The sequence below is a fragment of the Dysgonomonas sp. 511 genome, from assembly GCF_010501105.1.
GTDB lineage: Bacteria > Bacteroidota > Bacteroidia > Bacteroidales > Dysgonomonadaceae > Dysgonomonas.
Genome location: NZ_QVMQ01000039.1, coordinates 1 through 21,704, shown reverse-complemented (window position 1 = coordinate 21,704; position 21,704 = coordinate 1). Strand labels below are relative to the sequence as shown.

Here is a 21,704-nt window from a genome sequence, read left to right as displayed (position 1 = left end):
CTAAATACTCTTTGAGAATTTTTGGGTTATCCTTCACATATGTATTTATAATCTCTCGCTGAGCTTCAATGCCAAGTCCGCTGATTTGTTGTTTTATAGCACTTTGACGAAGATATGATATATAGGTTTTCATACAATTGATGTCAAATTTGCATAAACTGATGGCTCCTTAATTTATCGTTAACTCTCTCCGCAAAGGTAAAAACTATATAAATCTTGTAAAAGATGAGGCAGACCGAAGGATTACGGTACAACTATCGAATACATACAGGTGTATAAGGGTGCTGATGACGGTTTCGAGTGGTTTGGAGGGACTGTAAATAGTAAGTATCTGGTATCGACAGGCAGTGAGGATGATTCGTTCGACTGGACAGAAGGCTGGATAGGGAAAGGACAGTTTTGGGTAGCAGTACAGGGCGCCGACGGCGATTGCCTGATAGAAGCAGATAACCTGAAAGATAACAATATGAACACTCCTATATCAAGCCCGACTATTGCAAACCTTACCCTGATAGGTAATAACAGTACTGAGAGCAAAAGAGGAGTAAGGCTTCGTGAGGGCACCCATGTGAAAATGTACAATGCCTTGATTACAGGGAAAGAAAGTGCCTTATCCACAGAAACCACAGGGACGGAACAAAGTTTTACCGACGGAAAGTCATTTGTAGAATATACGCATGTAAGCACTGTGTTTAAAACCGGCTCTTCACTTGATTTGAAGTCTGCGACAGGAAATGCCGAAGGACAAACAATCAACTTTACAGATACATATCTGGGTAGTGTCGACGGAGCTAAAGATCTTTCTTCAGACTCATTCTTTACAAAAGCTACTTATAAAGGTGCTGTTCCGGCCGACAACGATTGGACAGCCGGGTGGACTAAGAAATAACGGATAGTTCTCTAAAGTTTTTCAAAAGCAGAATAGCGTGATTGTTATTCTGCTTTTATTATCCCTGCAAAAGATTGGTTATATAATCCTTATTCGGCAAGTGGTAAATAGCTACCGCATAGTTTGTTTAAGTTAAGAAACTATGTATATGCTTTGCCGTTTCACGCCCTGAAGCTATACATTTAACGACAAGAGACTGCCCACTAACACAGTCGCCAGCACCAAATACTTTCGGAACGTTGGTCGCACGTTTTGCATCTGTTGCTACATTTTTGCGTCCGTCAACATGTAACCCTAGTTCTGCCAGTAACCCCTCTTGTGTTGGATGAACAAATCCTAATGCTAGAAAAGCCAAATCTATTTTTAATATTTCAGGCTCACCTTTTTCAATCATTATGTGATTTCCATTTTCATCTTTGCTCCATTCTACCTCAACAAGCTCTACGCCTGTCAATATACCATTTTCACCAATAAAACGTTTAGTGTTTAATAACCAACGGCGTTCGCAACCCTCCATATGAGAAGATGAAGTTTTCAAAACAACAGGGAATGATTCGGGCCAAGGGTTTTCAATATCTTCCAATTTGGGTGGTTTAGGCAAAATCTCTATTTGAAGAATGTTCGCCGCACCTTGCCTGTTGGCTGTACCGATACAGTCCGAACCTGTATCGCCACCACCGATTACCAATACATTTTTACCTTTAGCGTCAATGATACCTTCTGTGTTAATCTCTTCTTTTCCAACCAGTTTATTTTGCATAGTAAGGTATTCCATTGCATAATAAACGCCTTTCAGTTCACGACCTTCAACAGGTAAGTTTCGAGGAATTTGTGAACCAATAGCCAAACAAACCGCATCATAATCTTTCAATAATGCTTTTGCTTTGGAATCCTTCCCTATCTCAACGCCTGTCACGAATTTTACGCCTTCGGCTTCCATCAATGACAAACGGCGGTCAATAACATTCTTATTCAACTTGAAATCAGGAATGCCAAATCGAAGCAAACCTCCTATCTTGGAGCTCTTTTCGTACACAGTCACATTGTGCCCTTTTTGGTTCAATTGATTAGCGACAGCTAATCCGGCAGGTCCCGATCCTATCACAGCAACCTTTTTTCCTGTTCTTTTCTTTGGAATCTTCGGTAACATATAACCTAAGTTATAGGCCTGTTCCAATGCTGCCGCTTCGTTTTCACGAATGGTCACAGGGGAACGATGCAATGACAATACGCACGATTTTTCGCATGGAGCAGGACAAATACGTCCTGTAAATTCAGGAAAATCATTTGTTTGTTGCAATACCTCAGCAGCCAACTTCCAATTACCTTTATAAATATATTCTTGCCATTCCGGCATCTTATTTCCTAATGGACACGCCCAGTGACAAAACGGAACTCCACAATCCATACAACGTGAAGCCTGCTCACGCCTGTCTTCAGTGTTGAGAGTCTGCTCTACTTCACTGAAATCTGTCATTCGGTCTTGAACCGGACGATATCCGGCTTCTTTCCTTTTTACTGTCAAAAATGCTTTTGGATTTCCCATAATATTAATATGAAAATTTGGGAATTAGCAAATTAGCAAATCCATTTTCGAATTTACAAATCTGCTAATTGGCAAATTAATAATCAAACTCCACTTCTGCTATCTTCTTTTTAATAGCTTCCATTTTTTCCTCCTGCAATACACGCTTATATTCAATCGGAGTAATCTTAATAAATTTCTCAACTTCAGCTGCCCAATTATCAAGAATACGCTTTGCGAGAGGACTATTCGTATAATTATAATGTCGTGTAATCAAATCACGAAGCTCACGATTGTCATAAGTATCTTCTATCAATGTCAATTCCACCATTTGCATATTACAGAAGTAGTCAAAATTTCCATCAATGTTATACACATACGCCAATCCTCCACTCATACCGGCGGCAAAATTTCGTCCTGTTTTTCCAAGTACAACAGTTCGTCCGCCTGTCATATACTCACAACAGTGGTCGCCTGCACCCTCTACGACTGCTATCGCACCACTATTCCGCACGCAGAATCGTTCTCCTACACGTCCATTGATATAAACCTCTCCACCTGTCGCACCATATAGGAGCGTATTTCCGGCAATGATATTCTGTTCAGGAGCAAACTTCGAAACGGCAGGAGGTACGATAATTATCTTTCCTCCCGAAAGTCCTTTACCGACATAGTCGTTTGCATCGCCTTCGAGGCGGAAAGTCACACCATGAGCAAGGAAACCGCCGAAGCTTTGCCCTGCTGCACCTTGAAAAGTACATTGTATCGTGTCGGAAGGAAGTCCCGCATCACCGTAACGTTTCGCTATTTCGCCCGAAAGCATTGCTCCAACCGTACGGTCTGTATTTTTGATTGTGCGAGTCAGTTCCACAGGCATAGACTTTTCAATAGCCAGCTTGCATGTTTTAATCAACTCTTTGTCAATCACATCATCCAATTTATGTTCTTGGTCTTTTATCCTGTGAATTGCATGTTCTTTTGCTTCAACAGGCATATATAATAAACGTGACAAATCGAGCTTTTTCAATTTCTCATTCGCATCACTCTTCACATACTTCAATAAGTCTGTACGCCCTACAATTTCATCAAGCGATTTAACTCCTAAAGCCGCCAGATATTCACGTACCTCTTCAGCCAAGAATGTAAAGTAATTAACCAAATACTCACTTCGTCCGATGAATTTTTTACGCAATTCCTCATTTTGAGTAGCTACCCCGACAGGACAAGTATTTAAGTGGCATTTACGCATCATAATACATCCCAAGACAATCAAGGCACTTGTTGCGAATCCATATTCTTCCGCACCGAGCATAGTAGCCACAATAATGTCGTGGCCTGTTTTTAATTGTCCATCTGTCTGTAAATACACTTGACCTCGAAGATTGTTAAGCACCAATGTTTGTTGCACTTCGGATAATCCGATTTCGAGCGGAAGACCTGCATGTTTTATCGAGCTGGCAGGACTCGCACCTGTACCGCCTTCGCAACCGCTTATGATAATACGGTCAGCTTTCGCTTTGGCTACTCCTGCCGCAATCGTACCTACTCCGCTTTCTGCTACAAGTTTCACACTAATTTGAGCAGTAGGATTAACGCTTTTGAGGTCATATATAAGTTGTGCCAAATCTTCTATCGAATAAATATCATGGTGCGGCGGTGGTGAAATCAAAGATATTCCGGGTATGGAATGACGTGTTTGTGCAATTACCTTATCCACTTTGAAACCGGGTAATTGCCCACCCTCTCCTGGCTTAGCACCTTGAGCTATCTTGATTTGTATTTCATCCGCATTCACCAGATATTCGGTAGTCACACCGAAACGTCCGGATGCAACCTGCTTGATTTTGGAACGGGCATCTGTCGCGAAACGCTCTGCCAATTCACCGCCTTCTCCTGTATTGCTCTTCCCCCCGATGGCATTCATGGCGATTGCCATAGCTTCGTGAGCTTCACGGCTGATAGAACCGAAAGACATAGCTCCTGTTACAAAGCGTTTTGTAATTTCGGCAACGGGTTCTACTTCCGATATATCAATAGGTTTCTTCGCTAAATCGAAATCCAAAAAATCACGCAAAAAAATCTTTTCAGGCTTCTTGTCTATGCTTTCTGTATATTCTCTAAATTTCTTGTAACTACCTAAACGAGTTGCCATTTGAAGTTTAGAAATTGTATCGGGATTCCAAGCGTGTTTTTCGCCGTTACGACGCCATGCGTAAATACCTTGATTTATCAAACGTGGGTCATCAAATTCCCCTTCGAATGCTTCGTAAAATGCTTCGAGTGTATCACTTGCAATATCGCCTAAGTCGATACCTTCTATTTTTGAGGTCGTTCCTTTGAAATATTTGTCTATCAATTTCGAACTGATACCGATAGCCTCAAATTGTTGTGCGCCATGGTAGCTTTTCAATGTAGAAATACCCATTTTAGATAAAGTCTTTAATAAGCCTTTATTTATGGATTTCACATAATGCACCATAGCCGTATGGAAATCGAGATGTATATTTCCACTCTTCACAATATCCTCGATAACGGCAAGTGCCAAATATGGGTTCACTGCATTTGCACCATATCCAAACAACAGGGCAAAGTGCATCACCTCACGAGGTTCGGCAGATTCGACGATAATATCTATCTGCATACGTTTGCGGCGGTCTACCAAATAATGATGTACTGCCGAAACAGCTAACAAAGATGGAATCGGAGCGTGTTCTTTATCCACGCCTCTATCCGAAATCACAATATAATTGCTTCCGTTATCAACCGCTTTTTCTGCTTTTTGACAAAGTTCCTCCAGTGCTTTTTCCAATCCATCCGCACCCTTAGTCGGGTCAAACAACATCGGAATAACTTCTGCCTTAAAACCTTTATATTCAAGATGCACCAATAAGTCCAACTCCCTGTTAGAAAGGAATGGATTTGACAATCCGACCATCTTACAGTGTTCCGGCATCGGCTCTAAAATATTCTTATGTATAGAACCTATATATCCTGCCAAAGACATTACCAATTCTTCACGAATAGGGTCAATAGGCGGATTCGTTACTTGCGCAAACAATTGGCGGAAGTAATTGAACAAGCGTTGCGGCTTTTCGGAGAGAACTGCCACAGGAGCATCGTTACCCATCGACGCCGTAGGCTCTTTGCCTTCGTCAGCCATCGGAGTGAGTATCTTTTCAATATCTTCTTTATAATAGCCGAATGTTTTCAACAATTGAGTATAATTGTCTACACTATATTTAATGTTACGACCTGACGATATATCATCCAGCGAGATACGGTTTTTGTCCAACCAATTACGGTATGGATAAGCTTTCGCCAGATTTTCTTTCAATTCAGGGTCATACTGAATTGTACCTGTTTCGGTATCAATCATCAACATTTTACCCGGCCTTAATCGTCCTTTTTCTTTTATTTCGGATGGTTCAAATGGTAGCACTCCCATTTCGGATGCCACAACCATTATATCATTGTTAGTCATCAGGTAACGAGCAGGACGCAATCCATTTCTATCTAATAATCCACCTGCATAACGACCATCTGTAAACAAGACTGTCGCAGGACCATCCCAAGGTTCCATAAGGATACTGTGATATTCGTAAAATGCTTTTAAGTCATTTGAAATCGGGTTTTTATCGTTCCATGATTCTGGAATCATCATTGCCAACGCATGTGGTAAAGATTTACCCGACATCACCAAAAACTCAAGTACATTATCGAATGATGCACTATCACTCATTGATGGCTGTATAATAGGCCATAATTCGTTTATATTACCTAATAAATCTGATTTAAGAACGCTTTCACGAGCTTCCATCCAAAGGCGGTTACCTTTTATAGTATTTATTTCACCATTGTGAGCCACCATTCTAAACGGGTGCGCCAAATCCCAAGTGGGAAATGTATTGGTACTGAAACGTGAGTGTACCATAGCTATAGCACTTGTCAAATGAGGATTCAATAAATCAGGGAAATAATGACGGAGTTGTTCCGAAGAAAGCATTCCTTTGTATACTATACGCTTCGAAGAAAGACTAACAATATAGAAAGCTTTTTTAGTAGCAAGAGAAAAGACTGTTGATTGTACTATCTCACGTTCCACTTTTTTGCGAAGGAGATACAAGCGATGTTCAAGTTCATCCTGAGTCATCTCTTCGTCGCCTACAACAAATATTTGTTTTATAGTGGGTTCATTCGCTAATGCCATTTCGCCTAATATGTCACTATTAACAGGGACATCACGAACAGCCAGTAGCCTAAGCCCTTCCTTACCGATATATTCTGTAAGCATTATCATACACGACTCCGCTTCGGATTCACCTTTCGGTAAAAATACGAGTCCTGTACCATAATGCCCTTTTTCGGGTACAGCTATACCTTGCAGTAATATAAATTCATGTGGAATTTGCAACATGATACCTGCGCCATCCCCAGTTTTATTATCGGCATTTTCCGCACCCCGGTGCATCATATTTTCCAATACCCGAAGCCCATTCTCTACAATAGCATGAGATTTAGAGCCTTTCATATGTAGAACCATACCTACACCGCAGGCATCGCGTTCATAGGCCGGATCATACAAGCCATATTTTGCCGCTGATATCAAATCTTGCATATTTATTTAGTTGATGATTTATAAATAAATTGACTTATTTCTTTTTATTTCTGTATCGGGCAACAAATATACATATTTTTTACAATAAAAATATACATTTTGATACAAGAAGAAGATTTTATTGTAAAAAGAACATATTTAAAGTTGTTTTTATAGCAAAAACACATACACACAAAAGAGCCCCTTGACTTCTTATTCTACTGTGACAGATTTAGCCAGATTTCTTGGCATATCTACATCCCGGTTTTTATTCACGGCAATGTGATAAGCTAGTAATTGTAATGGTATACAGGATAGTAGCGGGTCTAAGCATTCTTCTGTCCGAGGTATTTCGATACAGTAATCCGCTAGTTCTTTGATACCTTCATCACCTTCGTTGATGATTGCAATTACACGCCCGTTACGGGCTTTGATTTCTTGTATATTGCTTATTACTTTCTCGTATATGGTATTATTTGTAGCAATAGCGACAATCGGCATTTCGTTGTCGATGAGGGCAATCGGACCATGTTTCATCTCTGCTGCCGGATAGCCTTCGGCATGTATATATGAGATTTCTTTTAGTTTCAAAGCGCCTTCTAGGGCAATAGGATAGCTGTATCCCCTGCCTAGATAGATGAAATTCTGAGCGTATGTAAATATTCGGGATAAATCTTTTATTTCACTGTCATGCTCAAGTATTTTTTTGATTTTTTCGGGTATGTTTTGTAGCTCTTGTGTAATAGATAAATAACGGTTGTTGTCTACTGTTCCTTTCTCTTTGGCTATTGCCAGAGCCATCATAATCAATACTGTTACTTGTGCTGTAAATGCTTTGGTAGAAGCTACTCCTATCTCGTGTCCGCAATGCGTATAAGATCCCGAATCGGTATTGCGTGGGATGGACGAGCCGATAACATTACACACCCCGTATACAAATGTCCGGCTTTGCGAGCCAGTTCTATTGCTGCAAGAGAATCAGCCGTTTCTCCCGATTGGGAAATAGCTATTACGATGTCATCTTTATGAATAACGGGATTTCGGTAGCGGAATTCGGATGCATACTCAACTTCGACCGGTATACGGCAAAATTCTTCGAAGAGATATTCTCCGATAAGCCCTGCATGCCACGATGTACCACACGCTATGATAATGATACGGTTGGCATGAATAAATTTGTCTTTATGGTCGATGATTCCCGATAAAGTAATATTAGTACCCTCCACATTTACCCTTCCACTCATACAATTACGAAGCGTGTCGGGCTGCTCGTATATTTCCTTTAGCATATAATGAGGAAATCCTCCACGCTCAAGTTCGCTGAGATTCATCTCCAACTCCTTTATCTCATGAGTTATTTCCACATTCGATATAGTGAAAATTTTGACGTCTTCACCTCTTTTTATCAAAGCTATCTCTTCATCATTCAGATAGATTACCTTGTTGGTATATTCTATGATAGGAGAGGCATCCGAGCCAAGAAAGAATTCTCCTTCACCTATTCCAATAACCAAAGGGCTGCTTTTTCGGGCAGCAATAATCTGGTTGGGATTTCCTTTCTCGATGATTGCGATAGCATACGCACCTACTACCTGTTTTAGTGCTATCTGTATAGCCGAAAAGAGGTCACATTTATTTAAAGACTTTATGTATTCGATAAATTGTACCAATACTTCTGTATCTGTACTGCTCTGGAATGTGTAGCCTTTTTGTTCGAGTTCTGCTTTTAAAACAGCATAATTTTCGATAATACCATTGTGTATTAATGCAAGTGTTTCGGACTGAGAGTAATGAGGGTGAGCATTTGCATTACTTGGTTCGCCATGTGTTGCCCAGCGGGTATGGGCTATTCCGATTGTACCTGTTGTACTTTTATCTTTTGCTGATTCTTCCAAATCTGCGACCCGCCCCTTTGCTTTGTAAACAGTAAGTTCGTTTTGTTCATTAATGAGTGCGATTCCTGCACTATCATATCCGCGATATTCTAACCGGTGTAACCCTTTGATCAAAATTGGATATGCTTCCCTAAAACCAATATATCCGACAATTCCACACATTTTATATATAATTTAAAGATAAGTGTATACACAATCGCATCTTGATTGTTTTATCATTGAATGTAAATCTTAAATCTTTGACCAATCCTAAATAAGCTTTACGGTCTTATCGGTCTAGTCAAAGATTTATTAAGGTTTGTGTCTTGGCACTGTTGCAACCAGCTCAAATACAACGGCTAGTATGCCTGTGTTTATCTTATAAATAATAACTCACGATACTTAGCCAATGGCCACATTTCATTATCAACAATAAGTTCCAATTTATCAATATGATAACGTATTTCATCCAGATATGGCGCCACATTATCATGATACGAAATGGCTTTCTGACGTTCGCCTTCTATCGTGTTTGCTATTTTACGGGCATCGACCATTTCATGTACTTTTGCGTTGATAGCATTCACATGCGTTGAGATTTTTTCAATCAGGCGAAGCTGCTCTGCCCCCAGTGTCTTATAATCCTCTGTTACATCTTTCAGCTTAGATACATTTGTCAGCAATATCGACTGGTAACTAATTGCTACCGGAATAATATGGTTTAACGCCAAGTCGCCTAATACACGAGACTCAATTTGGATCTTTTTCGTATAGGTTTCCCATTTTACCTCATTGCGTGCATGAAGTTCTACTTCCGACAATATGTTCCCGAACGTTTTTATACTTTGCTTCGATGTATAGGCATCGTAAATAACGGGCACACTAGTTTCACAATCTAAACCGCGTTGTTTTGCTTCGGCTTTCCATGCATCACAGTACCCGTTCCCATTAAAACGGATCGGACGGGATTCTTTGATATACTTTTTAATGATTTTGTAAAGAGCCTCTTCTTTCGATTTCCCTGATTCAATCAACTCTTCCACTTCTTGCTTGAATGTCCTTAATTGCTCAGCCACAGAGGCATTCAACGCAGTCATAGCAGAAGCACAGTTAGCAGAGGAGCCTACTGCACGAAATTCGAAACGGTTTCCCGTAAAAGCAAATGGAGAAGTACGGTTACGGTCTGTGTTATCCAAAAGGATCTCAGGGATTTGACCAACCCCAAGGCTTATTTGTTTTTTGCTATCTACTACAATAGCATCTTTTACCGAACTTTTTTCAAATTTATCCAGAATATCACTTACCTGAGTACCAAGAAATACCGATATAATTGCCGGAGGCGCTTCGTTCGCACCTAAACGGTGAGCGTTTGTTGCAGAAGAAATAGATGCTTTCAACAATCCATTATTTTTGTGTACGGCAGCCAGGATATTAACAACAAAGGTGATAAAACGCAAGTTGTCTACTTGGTTTTTGCCCGGAGACAATAAATTTATGCCTGTATCTGTAGACAACGACCAGTTGTTGTGCTTGCCCGATCCGTTAATACCTTTGAACGGCTTTTCGTGGAACAATATACGAAACGAATGTTTACGGGCAACTTTATCCATTATTGACATTACCAACAGGTTATGGTCTACTGCCAGGTTACATTCTTCATAAATCGGAGCCAGTTCAAACTGGTTTGGAGCAACTTCATTGTGACGGGTTTTTACAGGAATACCTAAAGAATATGATTCATACTCAAGCTCTTCCATAAATTTTTGTACACGTACCGGAATAGCTCCGAAATAATGATCCTCTAATTGTTGGTTTTTAGCGCTTTCGTGCCCCATCAATGTTCTTCCTGTCAGAGCCAGATCGGGACGAGCCATAAATAAATCCTCGTCAACAAGGAAGTATTCCTGTTCCCATCCGAGGTTTGATTGTATTTTTGTCACATCTTCATTAAAGTAATGTACAACATCTGTTGCCGCTTTGTTTACCTCATGCAGGGCTTTGAGAAGTGGCGTTTTATAATCCAGTGATTCGCCTGTATATGAGATAAATATTGTAGGTATACATAGCGTATCACCCACTATAAAAGCAGGAGAAGAAGGGTCCCATGCCGAGTATCCACGAGCCTCAAATGTATTGCGGAGTCCTCCTGAGGGGAAACTTGATGCATCCGGTTCTTGCTGAGCCAAAAGTTTTCCTTCAAATTCTTCTATTAGTCCACCTTGCCCGTCATGCTCCACAAATGCATCATGCTTTTCGGCTGTACCATCTGTCAGTGGATGAAACCAATGTGTGTAATGTGTCGCTCCATTTTCCAGAGCCCACATACGCATTCCCGCCGCCACATGCTCGGCAAGGAAACGGTCAACAATGGCGCCATTATCTATGGCATTTGCAATTGCACTGTAAGTTTCCCGCGACAGATATTTAGCCATCGCTTTCCGGTTGAATACTTTCTCTCCATAATAGTCTGAGGTTTTAGAAGTTGGCTTTTCAACTTTCACCGGTTGCCTTTCCGAAGCCGTTTGTACTGCTTTGAATCGTAATTTTGACATAGGATTTTTATTATATGATAGTTCGTTATTAATATGCTTTTTCATGTACTGTTTGCACTGCGCGTCCTGATGGGTCTACTTTATTTCTGAACGAGGCATCCCATTCCAGAGCAACAGCCGAACTGCATGCAACCGAAGGGACAGACGGAACTGTGCGTGCCGCCGAAGCCGAAGGGAAGTGGCTCTCGAAAATCGTCCGGTACAAATATTCCTCTTTCGACATGGGCGGGTTTACCGGAAAACGCTCTGCTGCATTCCTCATTTGTTTGTCCGACACCTTTGATGCGGCCACTTCCCGCAAGGTATCTATCCAGTTGTAGCCCACTCCGTCCGAGAATTGTTCTTTCTGTCGCCAGGTTACAGTTTCAGGCAAATATGCTTCAAAAGCTTTCCGCAGGATATATTTTTCTATTTTCCCATTGCTCCCGCACATTTTATCGTTAGGATTCAACTGCATGGCTGTATCCATAAATTCTTTGTCAAGAAAAGGAACACGCCCTTCCACACCCCATGCAGCCAATGCCTTATTTGCTCGCAGGCAGTCATAGAGGTGCAGTTTATCCAGTTTACGCACAGTTTCTTCATGAAAAGCTTCTACACTGGGAGCTTTGTGAAAATAAAGATATCCACCGAATAATTCATCAGAACCCTCACCCGACAATACCATTTTCACTCCCATCGACTTTATATGCCTGGCCAGAAGATACATCGGTGTTGATGCCCTTACGGTAGTGACATCGTATGTTTCGATGTGGTATATAACATCAGGGAGAGCATCCAGCGCTTCTTCTACTGTGAAATGTATTTCGTGATGGATTGTCCCTATATAATCTGCCACATGCCTGGCTGCCGCCAGGTCGGGAGCTCCTTTTAGCCCTATGGCAAATGAATGTAACTGAGGCCACCATGCTTCTGTTTTATGTTCTTCTTCGATCCGGAAGGAGGCATAACGTTTTGCAATAGCAGATATAATGGACGAGTCTAGTCCACCGGAAAGCAATACGCCGTAAGGAACGTCCGACATCATTTGCCGGGATACCGCATTTTCCAGATCCATGCGTATTTTTTCCGGATCGGATATGCTATGTTCCACATTTTCGTAAAACATCCAGTCGCGCTTATACCATTGTTTTGCTTCCTCGTCTTCACTATACAGGAAATGTCCGGGAGGGAATTCTTTTATATCGGGGCATATCCCCTCAAGGGCTTTCAGTTCGCTGGCGACATAAAACTGTCCGGAATTATCGTATCCCATATACAAGGGTATGATGCCCATATGGTCACGCCCTATCAGGTACACATCTTTGGTTTTATCGTATAATGCAAAGGCATAGATACCATTCAGGTCTTCAAACAGGCTGGATCCTTTATCCTGATACAAAGCCAGGATAACCTCGCAATCGGATTGCGTTTGAAAGTCATAGGCGGAGGAATACCGGTCCCGTATTTCTTTATGGTTGTATATCTCACCGTTTACAGCCAGTACCAGGTTTTCATCCAAACTGCATAAGGGTTGTTTGCCTGACTCTATCCCTACAATAGATAAGCGTTCGTGAGCCAATATACTTTTGTCGCAACAATATACTCCGGACCAATCAGGCCCCCTGTGGCGTATCTTTTTCGCCATCTTCAATACCTGGGGGCGCAGAGACTGTATGTCTTGTACTAAATCAAAAACTCCAACAAATCCACACATAAAGCAATATATTATAATCACAATATCATTATCGAGTACAAATGTATATCATTTTATTAAACAAACAAATGTTTTAATATCTTTATGTATTACTAATTGCAAAATATAATACAAAAGGTTATTTTTCAGCTATCCTATCAAGCTAATTGATAGTAAATTACAAATTTTCCTGAAAAAATGTTTTTATTTATTCTTTTTATAAATCAAAATAACATACATTTGCATCGTAAAACATCATATTGTAGCTACCGTTGAGTTTTATTAAACTATTTGTCTTAATAAATTAATATTTAACATCTTTAAATATTTTGCTTATGAATGTTTTATTCTTAATAAAGAAAGTCCGGTGGATAATGCTTTTATCCGCATCATTATTTGTGACAGAAATCAATGCGCAAACAGGTATCAGCTTTGATCTGGAGGCTGATGTTACCAGCAGTTATGTATGGAGAGGCTTTAAACAAGCCGGAGCAAGCATCCAGCCATCCTTGGGTGTAGAGTATAAGGGTATGTCGTTGTCGGCATGGGCTTCTACAGATGTGGCCGGAGATGATAAGAAAGAGGTAGACTTTACATTGGGCTATGCTGCTTCCGGTTTTAATATCAGCCTGACGGATTACTGGTGGGATGGTGAATATACCAACAGGTATTTCAGTTATCCGGCAGAAGGCAATGCCGGACATATGCTGGAGGCGGCTATTTCTTATACATTGCCCGAAGCTTTTCCGCTTGCTGTATCGTGGAATACTTTCCTGTTGGGAAGAGGGAACAAAAAGACAAATGGGGACAACTCATTTTCAACCTATATTGAAGCATCATATCCTTTTGTGGTAAAAGATGTGGAATTTAGTATATCGGCCGGCTTTATACCATGGGAAAGTGCGGTATATGGTGCAGATATGGATGGTTTTAAGTTTACGAACATACAATTGGGAGCAACCCGGGATATAAAGATCAACGAGCGTTTCAGCTTGCCGGTTTTTGCGAATATTATAGCCAATCCTGCGGTAGAGGATATTCATTTTGTATTTGGATTCAGAATTAAATAATCAGCGTATGAAAAAAATTGAAGCGATTGTACGGAAATCAAAATTCCAGGATGTACGAAAGGCTCTGTATGATGCCGACATAGAGTTCTTGTCCTGGTGGGATGTAAAGGGGCAGGGTGATGCTAAGCAGGGACTGATATTCAGGGGAATTGCTTATGACATAAATGCCATAGATCGGATATATTTATCGTTTGTAGTGCGAAACCAGAATCTGGAAAAGTCTATTGATGTTATCCTTAAATCTGCCTATACCGGCGAAAGTGGTGACGGCAGGATATTTGTTTCGGATATTGAGCAATCTGTCAGGATACGGACTGGGGACAGGGGCGAAGAGTCGCTGTACAACAAAAGGGAAGAGAAATAAAAGGAGGTTTGGGTTTAACGAATTTAAGGTAAATAAAGATATGAAGGCTTTTCTATTCAAGTATATATTAATTGGTTTCTTAGGTTTATTCTGTTTTTTGCCGGTCCTGCAGGCTCAGGATTCCGGCACACATGAAGCAGATTCTGCCATGTTGTATTCTTCTGTAACTTCACCTGCCGCCCTTACTGATATGAATGCGGAGCAAGCGGAACCGGCAGCGTTAAATGTGGGCAATACGGCTTGGATATTGGTTGCAACCATACTGGTTATGCTGATGACTATTCCGGGACTGGCATTTTTTTACGGAGGCCTGGTACGGCGGAAGAACGTACTGAGTATTATGATGCAATGCCTTGTCCTTACTGCACTTATCAGTGTTTTATGGATTGCCTTCGGGTATAGTTGGGTATTTGGCACTGACTATATGAATGGTGAAAATTCGCTTGGTTTCATGATGGGCGGCTTCGACAAGGTGTTTTTCAAAGGCATGGGCATTAACACGTTATTGGAGGGGGTAAATATTCCCGAGATATTATTTGCCATGTTCCAATGCAAATTTGCGATTATAACTCCGGCTCTTATCATTGGTGCTTTTGCTGAGAGGATTAAATTTTCGGGATTCCTTCTGTTCAGCGCACTATGGGCTATAATCGTTTACAACCCGATGGCCCATTGGGTATGGGGTGGCGGTTGGATGCAGGAGATGGGAGCCATCGACTTTGCCGGAGGAACAGTTGTGCATATCAATGCCGGAGTTTCAGCTTTGGTTATGGCTATTATGTTAGGCCGCCGCAAAGGTTATCGTACAGTAGGACATCCGATACCTCCACACAATATCCCATTTGTAGTATTGGGAACAGCCCTGCTATGGCTGGGATGGTTCGGGTTCAATGCCGGAAGCGGATTGGCGGCTAATGGTTTAGCAGCAAACGCTTTAACGGTTACTCACCTTGCCACAGCGGTTGCAGCCTTGACATGGATGGCTCTGGAATGGATTATAAATAAAAAACCGACTGTTGTGGGTATCTGTACAGGTAGTGTTGCCGGGCTAGTTGCTATCACCCCTGCTGCCGGCACAGTGGATGTTATGGGAGCCTTCTTTATCGGATTGATATCAGCGATGGTCTGTTTTATGATGGTGGCTTGGGTGAAGCCTAAGTTGAAATATGATGACACATTGGATGCTTTTGGTGTGCATGGTGTAGGTGGGTTTGTGGGCGCTATATTAACCGGAGTATTTGCTACGCAGGTAATCTCGGGAGAGGGCGGTGTACAAGGTGCTTTATACGGGGATTTTCATCAACTGGGCATACAGGTGATCTGTAATGGTGCTGCCATTGTTTATAGTGCTATACTCACATTTGTATTGTTCAAAATTGTGGACAAGCTAGTGGGTTTGCGAGCGACCAAAGAGGAGGAATCAATCGGATTGGATATAACTCAGCATGGTGAAATGGCGTATAATGAAGATGAATGAAATGAAAATTGGATATACTATAATTACAGGAAGGCAAATATGTAATTAAAATATTCAAGTTCGTAAAAATCAACTACCAAGTTGAAGTCTTAAAATCTTTCAAATCTCCCCTCAGATAAGAAGGGGAGTTTGGAGGATTTTTTTATCGGTTCACTCTTTACTTCAAAGAGCCAAAGAAAATACTACTGAATCTAATCATATTCTACAACAGTCTAAACATGCTGCCTTTTATTATGCCTATTCTTTAGCAATAAACTAAAGGAAATGGCCAAACAACTGATCGCGCGGGGACAAGCAACTGTCTATACGCAGAACGATGCTTATAATATTAACCAATCGCTGGGAGAATATATATTTTCAGCAAACAATAGCGGATTAATAACCAATACCGTATCATTTACCTCTAACCTAAAAGTTACTGTTGGGGATAAAAGTATTACCAACTTTACAATCGGCACAATAGCTAAGCCCGCCGGGTTCTCTGCTATAACCATAAACAATACCAATAAAACAATAACATATTCTGTTGCAGCCAACACATCTACCCTGGCTGATAATGGCAATATTTCCATACCCGTTATTATTAATGGTGAAACATATTATATTACATTTTCATGGTCGAAGGCAAAATCCGGACAAAACGGAAATAACGGGCAGGACGCTTATACCGTTTCCCTGTCACGAAATAGCTATGTAATATCAACAGATAAAACAGGGAAGATACACACGGCTGTAACCATTACGACTGTCGTTTCAGCCCTGAAAGGTTCTTCATCAGTTTCTCCCGCTATAGGGACACTGCCTGCTATCCCGGGATGTACCTTGTCTAAATCAGGAGCTACAATAACCATTGTGTTTGCGGCAGGCACAACCTTAGCAGAAAATGGAATTATCGATATTCCCGTTACAGTCGACGGCAAAGCATTCAGTTTGTCTTTTACCTATGCCAAAGCAAGGACTGGTGCTGATGGTGCAACAGGAGCGGCGGGTGTGGACGCCAATATGCTGGACTGGGTAAAAGACTGGAATACAAATAAAACAGTTGTTGGAACCAATTCGGTTATCACTCCCAAGATTTTTGCGGGTGTAAAAAATTCCAACGGAACGCTTACCGGAATGGCTATCGGTAAATTTCCATTAAGCACCCTGAATGCTTCTGGGCAGATTACAACTGAAACGATAAACGGTATTTATGGTTTTAAAGACGGATATAAAACATTTTTCGTCGATAGCGGTGGTAATGCCCAATTGGGAAAAGCCAACCAGTTTATAAAATACAACGCTGCTACCGGAAAAATAGAATTCGGTTCGGATGTTAGCCTAAATTGGACAACAGCAGCTAATAACGCTTTGGCTTCCGCCAAATCTTATGCAGACACTAAAAAAGCAGAGGCGATAAGCGCTGCTGCAACAGATACCACAACTAAAACCAATGAAGTTAAAATCATAGCCCAACAGGCTAACGACCTGGCAGGCCGGAAAGTAAGATATATCAGGGACTGGCTGAATGGCAGTACAGCTAATACCGGAAACCACTGGGTACAGGTTATGGCTTATGATAAAGCCGGAAAAAATATAGCCCTTAACAAAAATGTTTCTGGAGCGACCACTAATAAGCGAATGACAAATGGAGACACCAGTTCAGCGACATATGCCAGTGGAGGTAGCGGGTTGCAACATGCTATTGTTGACTTGGGGGCAGTACATGATATTTTCTATATTCAGGTATGGCATTATTATGCGGATGGTAGGACATACAACGATACGAAAACAGAATGTTCCGTTGATGGGAAAACGTGGTTTGAAGTCTTTAATTCATCGACAGAAGGTAAGTATAAAGAAACAGCTAATGGAATCATTCACTACGTAAGCGAATATGACAGGACTACCCGTAAGTCATTGAGAGCACAGGAAACAGCCGATGCTATTACGAAGAGAGCCGCCGATGAAAAATGGGATACAAAACTGACATATATCGATGCCAACGGGATTTTCACAGGAACCTTATCAGCTAATACCGTCAATGCCGTTAAAATTAATGCATCCCAGATTATAGCCGGGACTATCGACGTTGCCCGGATAAATGTGGCGGCACTAAAATCTTCCCTTATTACAGCTGCCAATATTGAGGCATTGACTTTGAATGTGGTCAGGGGGAAGATCGGTGGCTGGAGTATCGATGCAGATTCCATTTTCAGGGGAACAAAAAACAATACTACCGGAGCTTATACGGCTGCCTCGGGAGCTATTACAATCGGTTCAAATGGAATCAGAGGATTTAAGTGGAAGCTTGATTCAAACGGAACAGGAGCTATAGCAGGAGGCAATATAGCATGGGATGCAGCAGGCAAAGTTACTTTTGGTTCCGGTGTATCATTAAACTGGACAAATGCAGCGAATACAGCTCTTTCTTCTGCCAAAAGTTATGCAGATACAAAAAAGGCAGAAGCGATAAATGCCGCTGCAACTGATGCCACAACGAAATCGGAGGCCGCAAAAGAACTGGCTCTAGCAATGGCTTTTGGTAAAATGTTGTATAGAGACCCAATTTTTTATAATGGGAATAATGGAATAAATGTATATAACAATTCAAACAACGGAACTGTAACAATAACCAGAACATCAGACTCTAATGCTCCTAATGATAGCAAACAAGTACTGGTCATTAAAAATACAGGAACATCAAGCCCTAACTGTGGGGGATTTCAATGGAGTACAGCAACTTCCTACCGGAAAGTTTTTATTACAAGAATTATAGCTAAGATACCGACCGGAAGAAATATCAGTTATCATTCCAATAGCATCGGAACCGGAGGAGTGCAAAAATGGCTCACACCGGTTGCCGGAACCGGAGATTGGTGTGAATATATTTGTAAGATATCTTGTGGAACTGCAAACTTTTCATCTACGAATTACTTTGCAATAACCGGGGCTGTTGGTACTACTGCGGCTCCTGTCGAATGGAGGGTGGCTTACGCAACCGTATTTGATAATACCTCTACAGAAAAATATTCAACAACAATAGATGCAAATGGCATCTATACCGGAACGATAAAGGCAAATCAAGTAATGGTGGATTCTGCTTTAGTAGTCGGAGGCAGTACATACAATGGGAGTATTTCTGTCAGGGATGCTTCAAACGTAGTAAAGGTTACTTTAAACAGAAGTGGTATTACAGCTGTTGGCGGTACTATCGGAGGCTGGGCAATCGCTTCCAACCAGATATCCAAGAACAGCGTTATTCTCGGTTCTGATGGTACTATATCCAACGGAACAAAATGGAAACTGGCAAATGACGGTTCCGGCTATGTCGCAAACAGTAATATAAGTTGGACAGCTACCGGGGCTGTAACCATTACCGGTACAATCAATGCTACTTCAGGAATAATCGGAGGATTTACCATCAGCGGAAATAAGCTTACAAATAAGGCCGCCGATTCAGCCCTTATTTTCAATTCCCTGAGTGGGGCATCTTATGTTTCTATAAATGAAAGTACTTATACATTATTGGCTATGAGAGCAGACTCTGCCAGGACAGCAATAAGCATCCAGACTTATGCCTCAGGAGCAAGAGGTATATCTATCATTGCCAATGCCGGGTCTACATATGCAATAGAGTCATACGGCCCACATCAGTTCGGACAACGTTCAGGAGAAAGGTGGAATGCACCAGGGGTATTATTCAGCGCTCTAGTTAAGAATAGCAGTACTCTGTATAACCGATGGGGAAATGGAATGACTGTTACATCTTTTAGTAAGATTGAAACAGGAGGCTTTATGTGTTATCATAATTTAGGACATACAGAATACATAGTCGTTGCAAATCCATATTGGGATTCCGTGACAAACTACCATGGTAATTGTTTTATTCGAATAGAATTTATCACCTCGTCCAGTTTCAAACTACGTGTTGTAAATGCAGATAATGGTAAACAGGTAGATACAAACTTCACCTTTGCTGTAATCGGAAGAAACAAATGGTAAACTTTTATCCTATTCTATACATATAACCTTTTAATTAAAATCATAGCCTAATGGATATTTTAAATGTAACAACAACAAAGAATGCGTTAAGCACGACAGCAAATGCAACCTATAATATCGAATATAGTATTTCGGATAATAAGATTACGAAAATAATAGCTGCTATATATGCCTTAAAAACAGAAGTATCTCCGGAAGAAATATATATCGGACAAATATTATTTGAGAATGATAATACAACAGCATCTTTTACAGGCAAAATATCAGGTTCTAAATTATTTGCAGATTATGAAACAATATTAGCAGAGATAGAAAAAGATGCTAAATCAAAATAAAAAGTATTGCCCTTCAAACTATCATAATTAATGAGCCCTATTCTTTAGCAAAAATAAACCAAGATAAGTATGGAGCTAACAATTAAAGATCGTTTGTATATTCCGGCATTACTACCCAAAGAAGGAACCTTTTCACAGTTCAATATTAAAAAAGAGATTCTTCGCAAAATTGAAATATCCGAACATGAGCGCGAAGAATTGGAACTCAAAGAAAACGCAGAAACCAAGCGTATCGAATGGAATGTGGAAAAAGACACTCTTCTTACATTGGAGTTTTCCGTACAGGAACTTGAATACCTGAAACAAGCCTGTGAGCGAATCACGGATGAACAACTTCCAGATGATATGTGGAGTACTGTTGAACGTATCTATAATGAGGTGGTGAAGCAATAGATAAAGATTTCATGGTTATTCTTTTTACTCTTTAGAGAGAGTGAATTTATCCCCGGCACTCTTCTGTGCCCGGGGATTTTCTTTACTAACAAAAAAGCTTATGCCAAGACAAGATATTCATGCTGATGCCATTTATGGGGATGTGAACTTAACAGATCAACTCACCAATAAAACGCTCTATGAGTTTGTATTTCTGGAGGAAGTGGAAGGATTGGATAATGAAAAGTATTGTTATGGAGAAGTCGTAATAGCATCTCCCAATCAATCAAACGCCTATGTGCAAACACCTTATATTCCATGCTATAAAGAGTTGAAAATCCGGTTTCGAATTGACAATGGTGATGGTGCCCCGGAATACATTATCAATAAAACTGATAATAAACACTGGTTCCCGGTTTCTCTGAAATTTGATGGCAAAGAAAGAACTATACACTTGGCTGAATACCGTAATATAAATGAAAAAGGTATCTTCAATCTGATTTTTGATAGTGTGGAATTGCTCCTTTATAGTGGTGATGAAACCGACTTTATCATAAAAGCTGCCCTTACCCAGAATGAAACATTCCTGCTCAAAGCTTTTTCCGGAAATTTATACCAGTACCCGACAACAGGAGTCGGGCTTATTGACTTCCTGCATGGCAATTTTGAGAATACAGGGCAGGCTGCTAAGTTGCAACAGGAATTTGAAAAGGACAAAATGATTATAAACAATGCCTATATGAATTCTTCCACCGGAGAACTCTTACTGGATGTAACCGAAAAGAATGGGTAAATATATTGTTTCAGCAGGACAGAATCTCTATGATGTATCCTTCGTGAAATGCTGATTAAATTAACCTGTTTTTACAATATATAGTTAAAAAGTAACAGATGTTCTAAGTACATGACAAAAATATCATAGGGTTCATATTTTCTTTAAAATCCAGTTTATCTAACCACTGAAAAATATAATCAAGTCCATATTTGAAATAA

12 protein-coding genes and 2 pseudogenes are annotated in these 21,704 nt (G+C 40.7%); 8 read left to right on the top strand and 6 right to left on the bottom strand.

Features of this window, described 5'->3' with window-relative positions; all coding sequences use genetic code 11:
- Positions 1-133: pseudogene (locus D0T57_RS15920) on the bottom strand (recombinase family protein); the annotation flags it as partial.
- Between the two features lie 138 nt (positions 134-271).
- On the opposite strand from D0T57_RS15920, the gene D0T57_RS13870 reads away from it, so the two are divergent.
- Positions 272-889: a hypothetical protein gene (locus D0T57_RS13870; RefSeq protein ID WP_163274086.1), complete on the top strand. Its 618-nt coding sequence runs from the start codon at positions 272-274 to the stop codon at positions 887-889.
- Positions 890-1,016: 127 nt separating this feature from the next.
- On the opposite strand, the gene D0T57_RS13865 is transcribed toward D0T57_RS13870, so the two are convergent.
- The 5 genes and pseudogenes from D0T57_RS13865 to asnB form a co-directional block, all read right to left on the bottom strand.
- Positions 1,017-2,435, bottom strand: coding sequence for a glutamate synthase subunit beta (locus D0T57_RS13865; RefSeq protein WP_163274085.1), 1,419 nt, complete (start codon positions 2,433-2,435; stop codon positions 1,017-1,019).
- Positions 2,436-2,511: 76 nt separating this feature from the next.
- Positions 2,512-7,029 (bottom strand): glutamate synthase large subunit, encoded by a 4,518-nt coding sequence (gene gltB / locus D0T57_RS13860; RefSeq protein ID WP_163274084.1) that lies wholly within the window; start codon positions 7,027-7,029, stop codon positions 2,512-2,514.
- Positions 7,030-7,221: 192 nt separating this feature from the next.
- Positions 7,222-9,065, bottom strand: a pseudogene (gene glmS, locus D0T57_RS13855) (glutamine--fructose-6-phosphate transaminase (isomerizing)).
- A gap of 191 nt (positions 9,066-9,256) precedes the next feature.
- Positions 9,257-11,434 carry a glutamine synthetase III gene (locus D0T57_RS13850; RefSeq protein WP_163274083.1) on the bottom strand — a complete coding sequence of 726 codons (2,178 nt, stop codon included), beginning with the start codon at positions 11,432-11,434 and terminating at the stop codon, positions 9,257-9,259.
- Between the two features lie 28 nt (positions 11,435-11,462).
- On the bottom strand, positions 11,463-13,130 hold the full coding sequence (gene asnB, locus D0T57_RS13845; protein WP_163274082.1) for an asparagine synthase B: 1,668 nt from the start codon (positions 13,128-13,130) through the stop codon (positions 11,463-11,465).
- Positions 13,131-13,444: 314 nt separating this feature from the next.
- Here asnB and D0T57_RS13840 point away from each other — a divergent pair, with 314 nt between their 5' ends.
- From D0T57_RS13840 to D0T57_RS13810, 7 genes are all read left to right on the top strand, one after another.
- Positions 13,445-14,179 carry a hypothetical protein gene (locus D0T57_RS13840; protein ID WP_163274081.1) on the top strand — a complete coding sequence of 245 codons (735 nt, stop codon included), beginning with the start codon at positions 13,445-13,447 and terminating at the stop codon, positions 14,177-14,179.
- A gap of 7 nt (positions 14,180-14,186) precedes the next feature.
- Positions 14,187-14,543 carry a P-II family nitrogen regulator gene (locus D0T57_RS13835; protein WP_163274080.1) on the top strand — a complete coding sequence of 119 codons (357 nt, stop codon included), beginning with the start codon at positions 14,187-14,189 and terminating at the stop codon, positions 14,541-14,543.
- Between the two features lie 190 nt (positions 14,544-14,733).
- Positions 14,734-16,020, top strand: coding sequence for an ammonium transporter (locus tag D0T57_RS13830; RefSeq protein WP_255490603.1), 1,287 nt, complete (start codon positions 14,734-14,736; stop codon positions 16,018-16,020).
- 264 nt (positions 16,021-16,284) lie between these two features.
- A complete protein-coding gene (locus D0T57_RS13825) occupies positions 16,285-20,004 on the top strand; it encodes a hypothetical protein (RefSeq protein ID WP_163274078.1) in 3,720 nt (1,239 codons plus the stop codon).
- Positions 20,005-20,054: 50 nt separating this feature from the next.
- Complete coding sequence (locus D0T57_RS13820; RefSeq protein WP_163274077.1) at positions 20,055-20,339, top strand: hypothetical protein; 285 nt, start codon at positions 20,055-20,057, stop codon at positions 20,337-20,339.
- A gap of 69 nt (positions 20,340-20,408) precedes the next feature.
- The gene (locus tag D0T57_RS13815) at positions 20,409-20,732 is read left to right on the top strand and encodes an RNA-binding protein (protein ID WP_163274076.1); all 324 of its coding nucleotides are present in this window, start codon (positions 20,409-20,411) and stop codon (positions 20,730-20,732) included.
- Positions 20,733-20,832: 100 nt separating this feature from the next.
- Positions 20,833-21,504 carry a hypothetical protein gene (locus tag D0T57_RS13810; RefSeq protein ID WP_163274075.1) on the top strand — a complete coding sequence of 224 codons (672 nt, stop codon included), beginning with the start codon at positions 20,833-20,835 and terminating at the stop codon, positions 21,502-21,504.
- The last annotated feature ends 200 nt before the right edge of the window (positions 21,505-21,704 follow it).

What these genes read in the sequence shown, in the direction of transcription:
- D0T57_RS13865 (WP_163274085.1), bottom strand. Translation starts at nt 2,435, where the DNA reads ATGGGAAATCCAAAAGCATTTTTGACAGTAAAAAGGAAAGAAGCCGGA.
- gltB (WP_163274084.1), bottom strand. Translation starts at nt 7,029, where the DNA reads ATGCAAGATTTGATATCAGCGGCAAAATATGGCTTGTATGATCCGGCC.
- D0T57_RS13850 (WP_163274083.1), bottom strand. Translation starts at nt 11,434, where the DNA reads ATGTCAAAATTACGATTCAAAGCAGTACAAACGGCTTCGGAAAGGCAA.
- asnB (WP_163274082.1), bottom strand. Translation starts at nt 13,130, where the DNA reads ATGTGTGGATTTGTTGGAGTTTTTGATTTAGTACAAGACATACAGTCT.
- D0T57_RS13840 (WP_163274081.1), top strand. Translation starts at nt 13,445, where the DNA reads ATGAATGTTTTATTCTTAATAAAGAAAGTCCGGTGGATAATGCTTTTA.
- D0T57_RS13835 (WP_163274080.1), top strand. Translation starts at nt 14,187, where the DNA reads ATGAAAAAAATTGAAGCGATTGTACGGAAATCAAAATTCCAGGATGTA.
- D0T57_RS13830 (WP_255490603.1), top strand. Translation starts at nt 14,734, where the DNA reads ATGAATGCGGAGCAAGCGGAACCGGCAGCGTTAAATGTGGGCAATACG.
- D0T57_RS13825 (WP_163274078.1), top strand. Translation starts at nt 16,285, where the DNA reads ATGGCCAAACAACTGATCGCGCGGGGACAAGCAACTGTCTATACGCAG.
- D0T57_RS13820 (WP_163274077.1), top strand. Translation starts at nt 20,055, where the DNA reads ATGGATATTTTAAATGTAACAACAACAAAGAATGCGTTAAGCACGACA.
- D0T57_RS13815 (WP_163274076.1), top strand. Translation starts at nt 20,409, where the DNA reads ATGGAGCTAACAATTAAAGATCGTTTGTATATTCCGGCATTACTACCC.
- D0T57_RS13810 (WP_163274075.1), top strand. Translation starts at nt 20,833, where the DNA reads ATGCCAAGACAAGATATTCATGCTGATGCCATTTATGGGGATGTGAAC.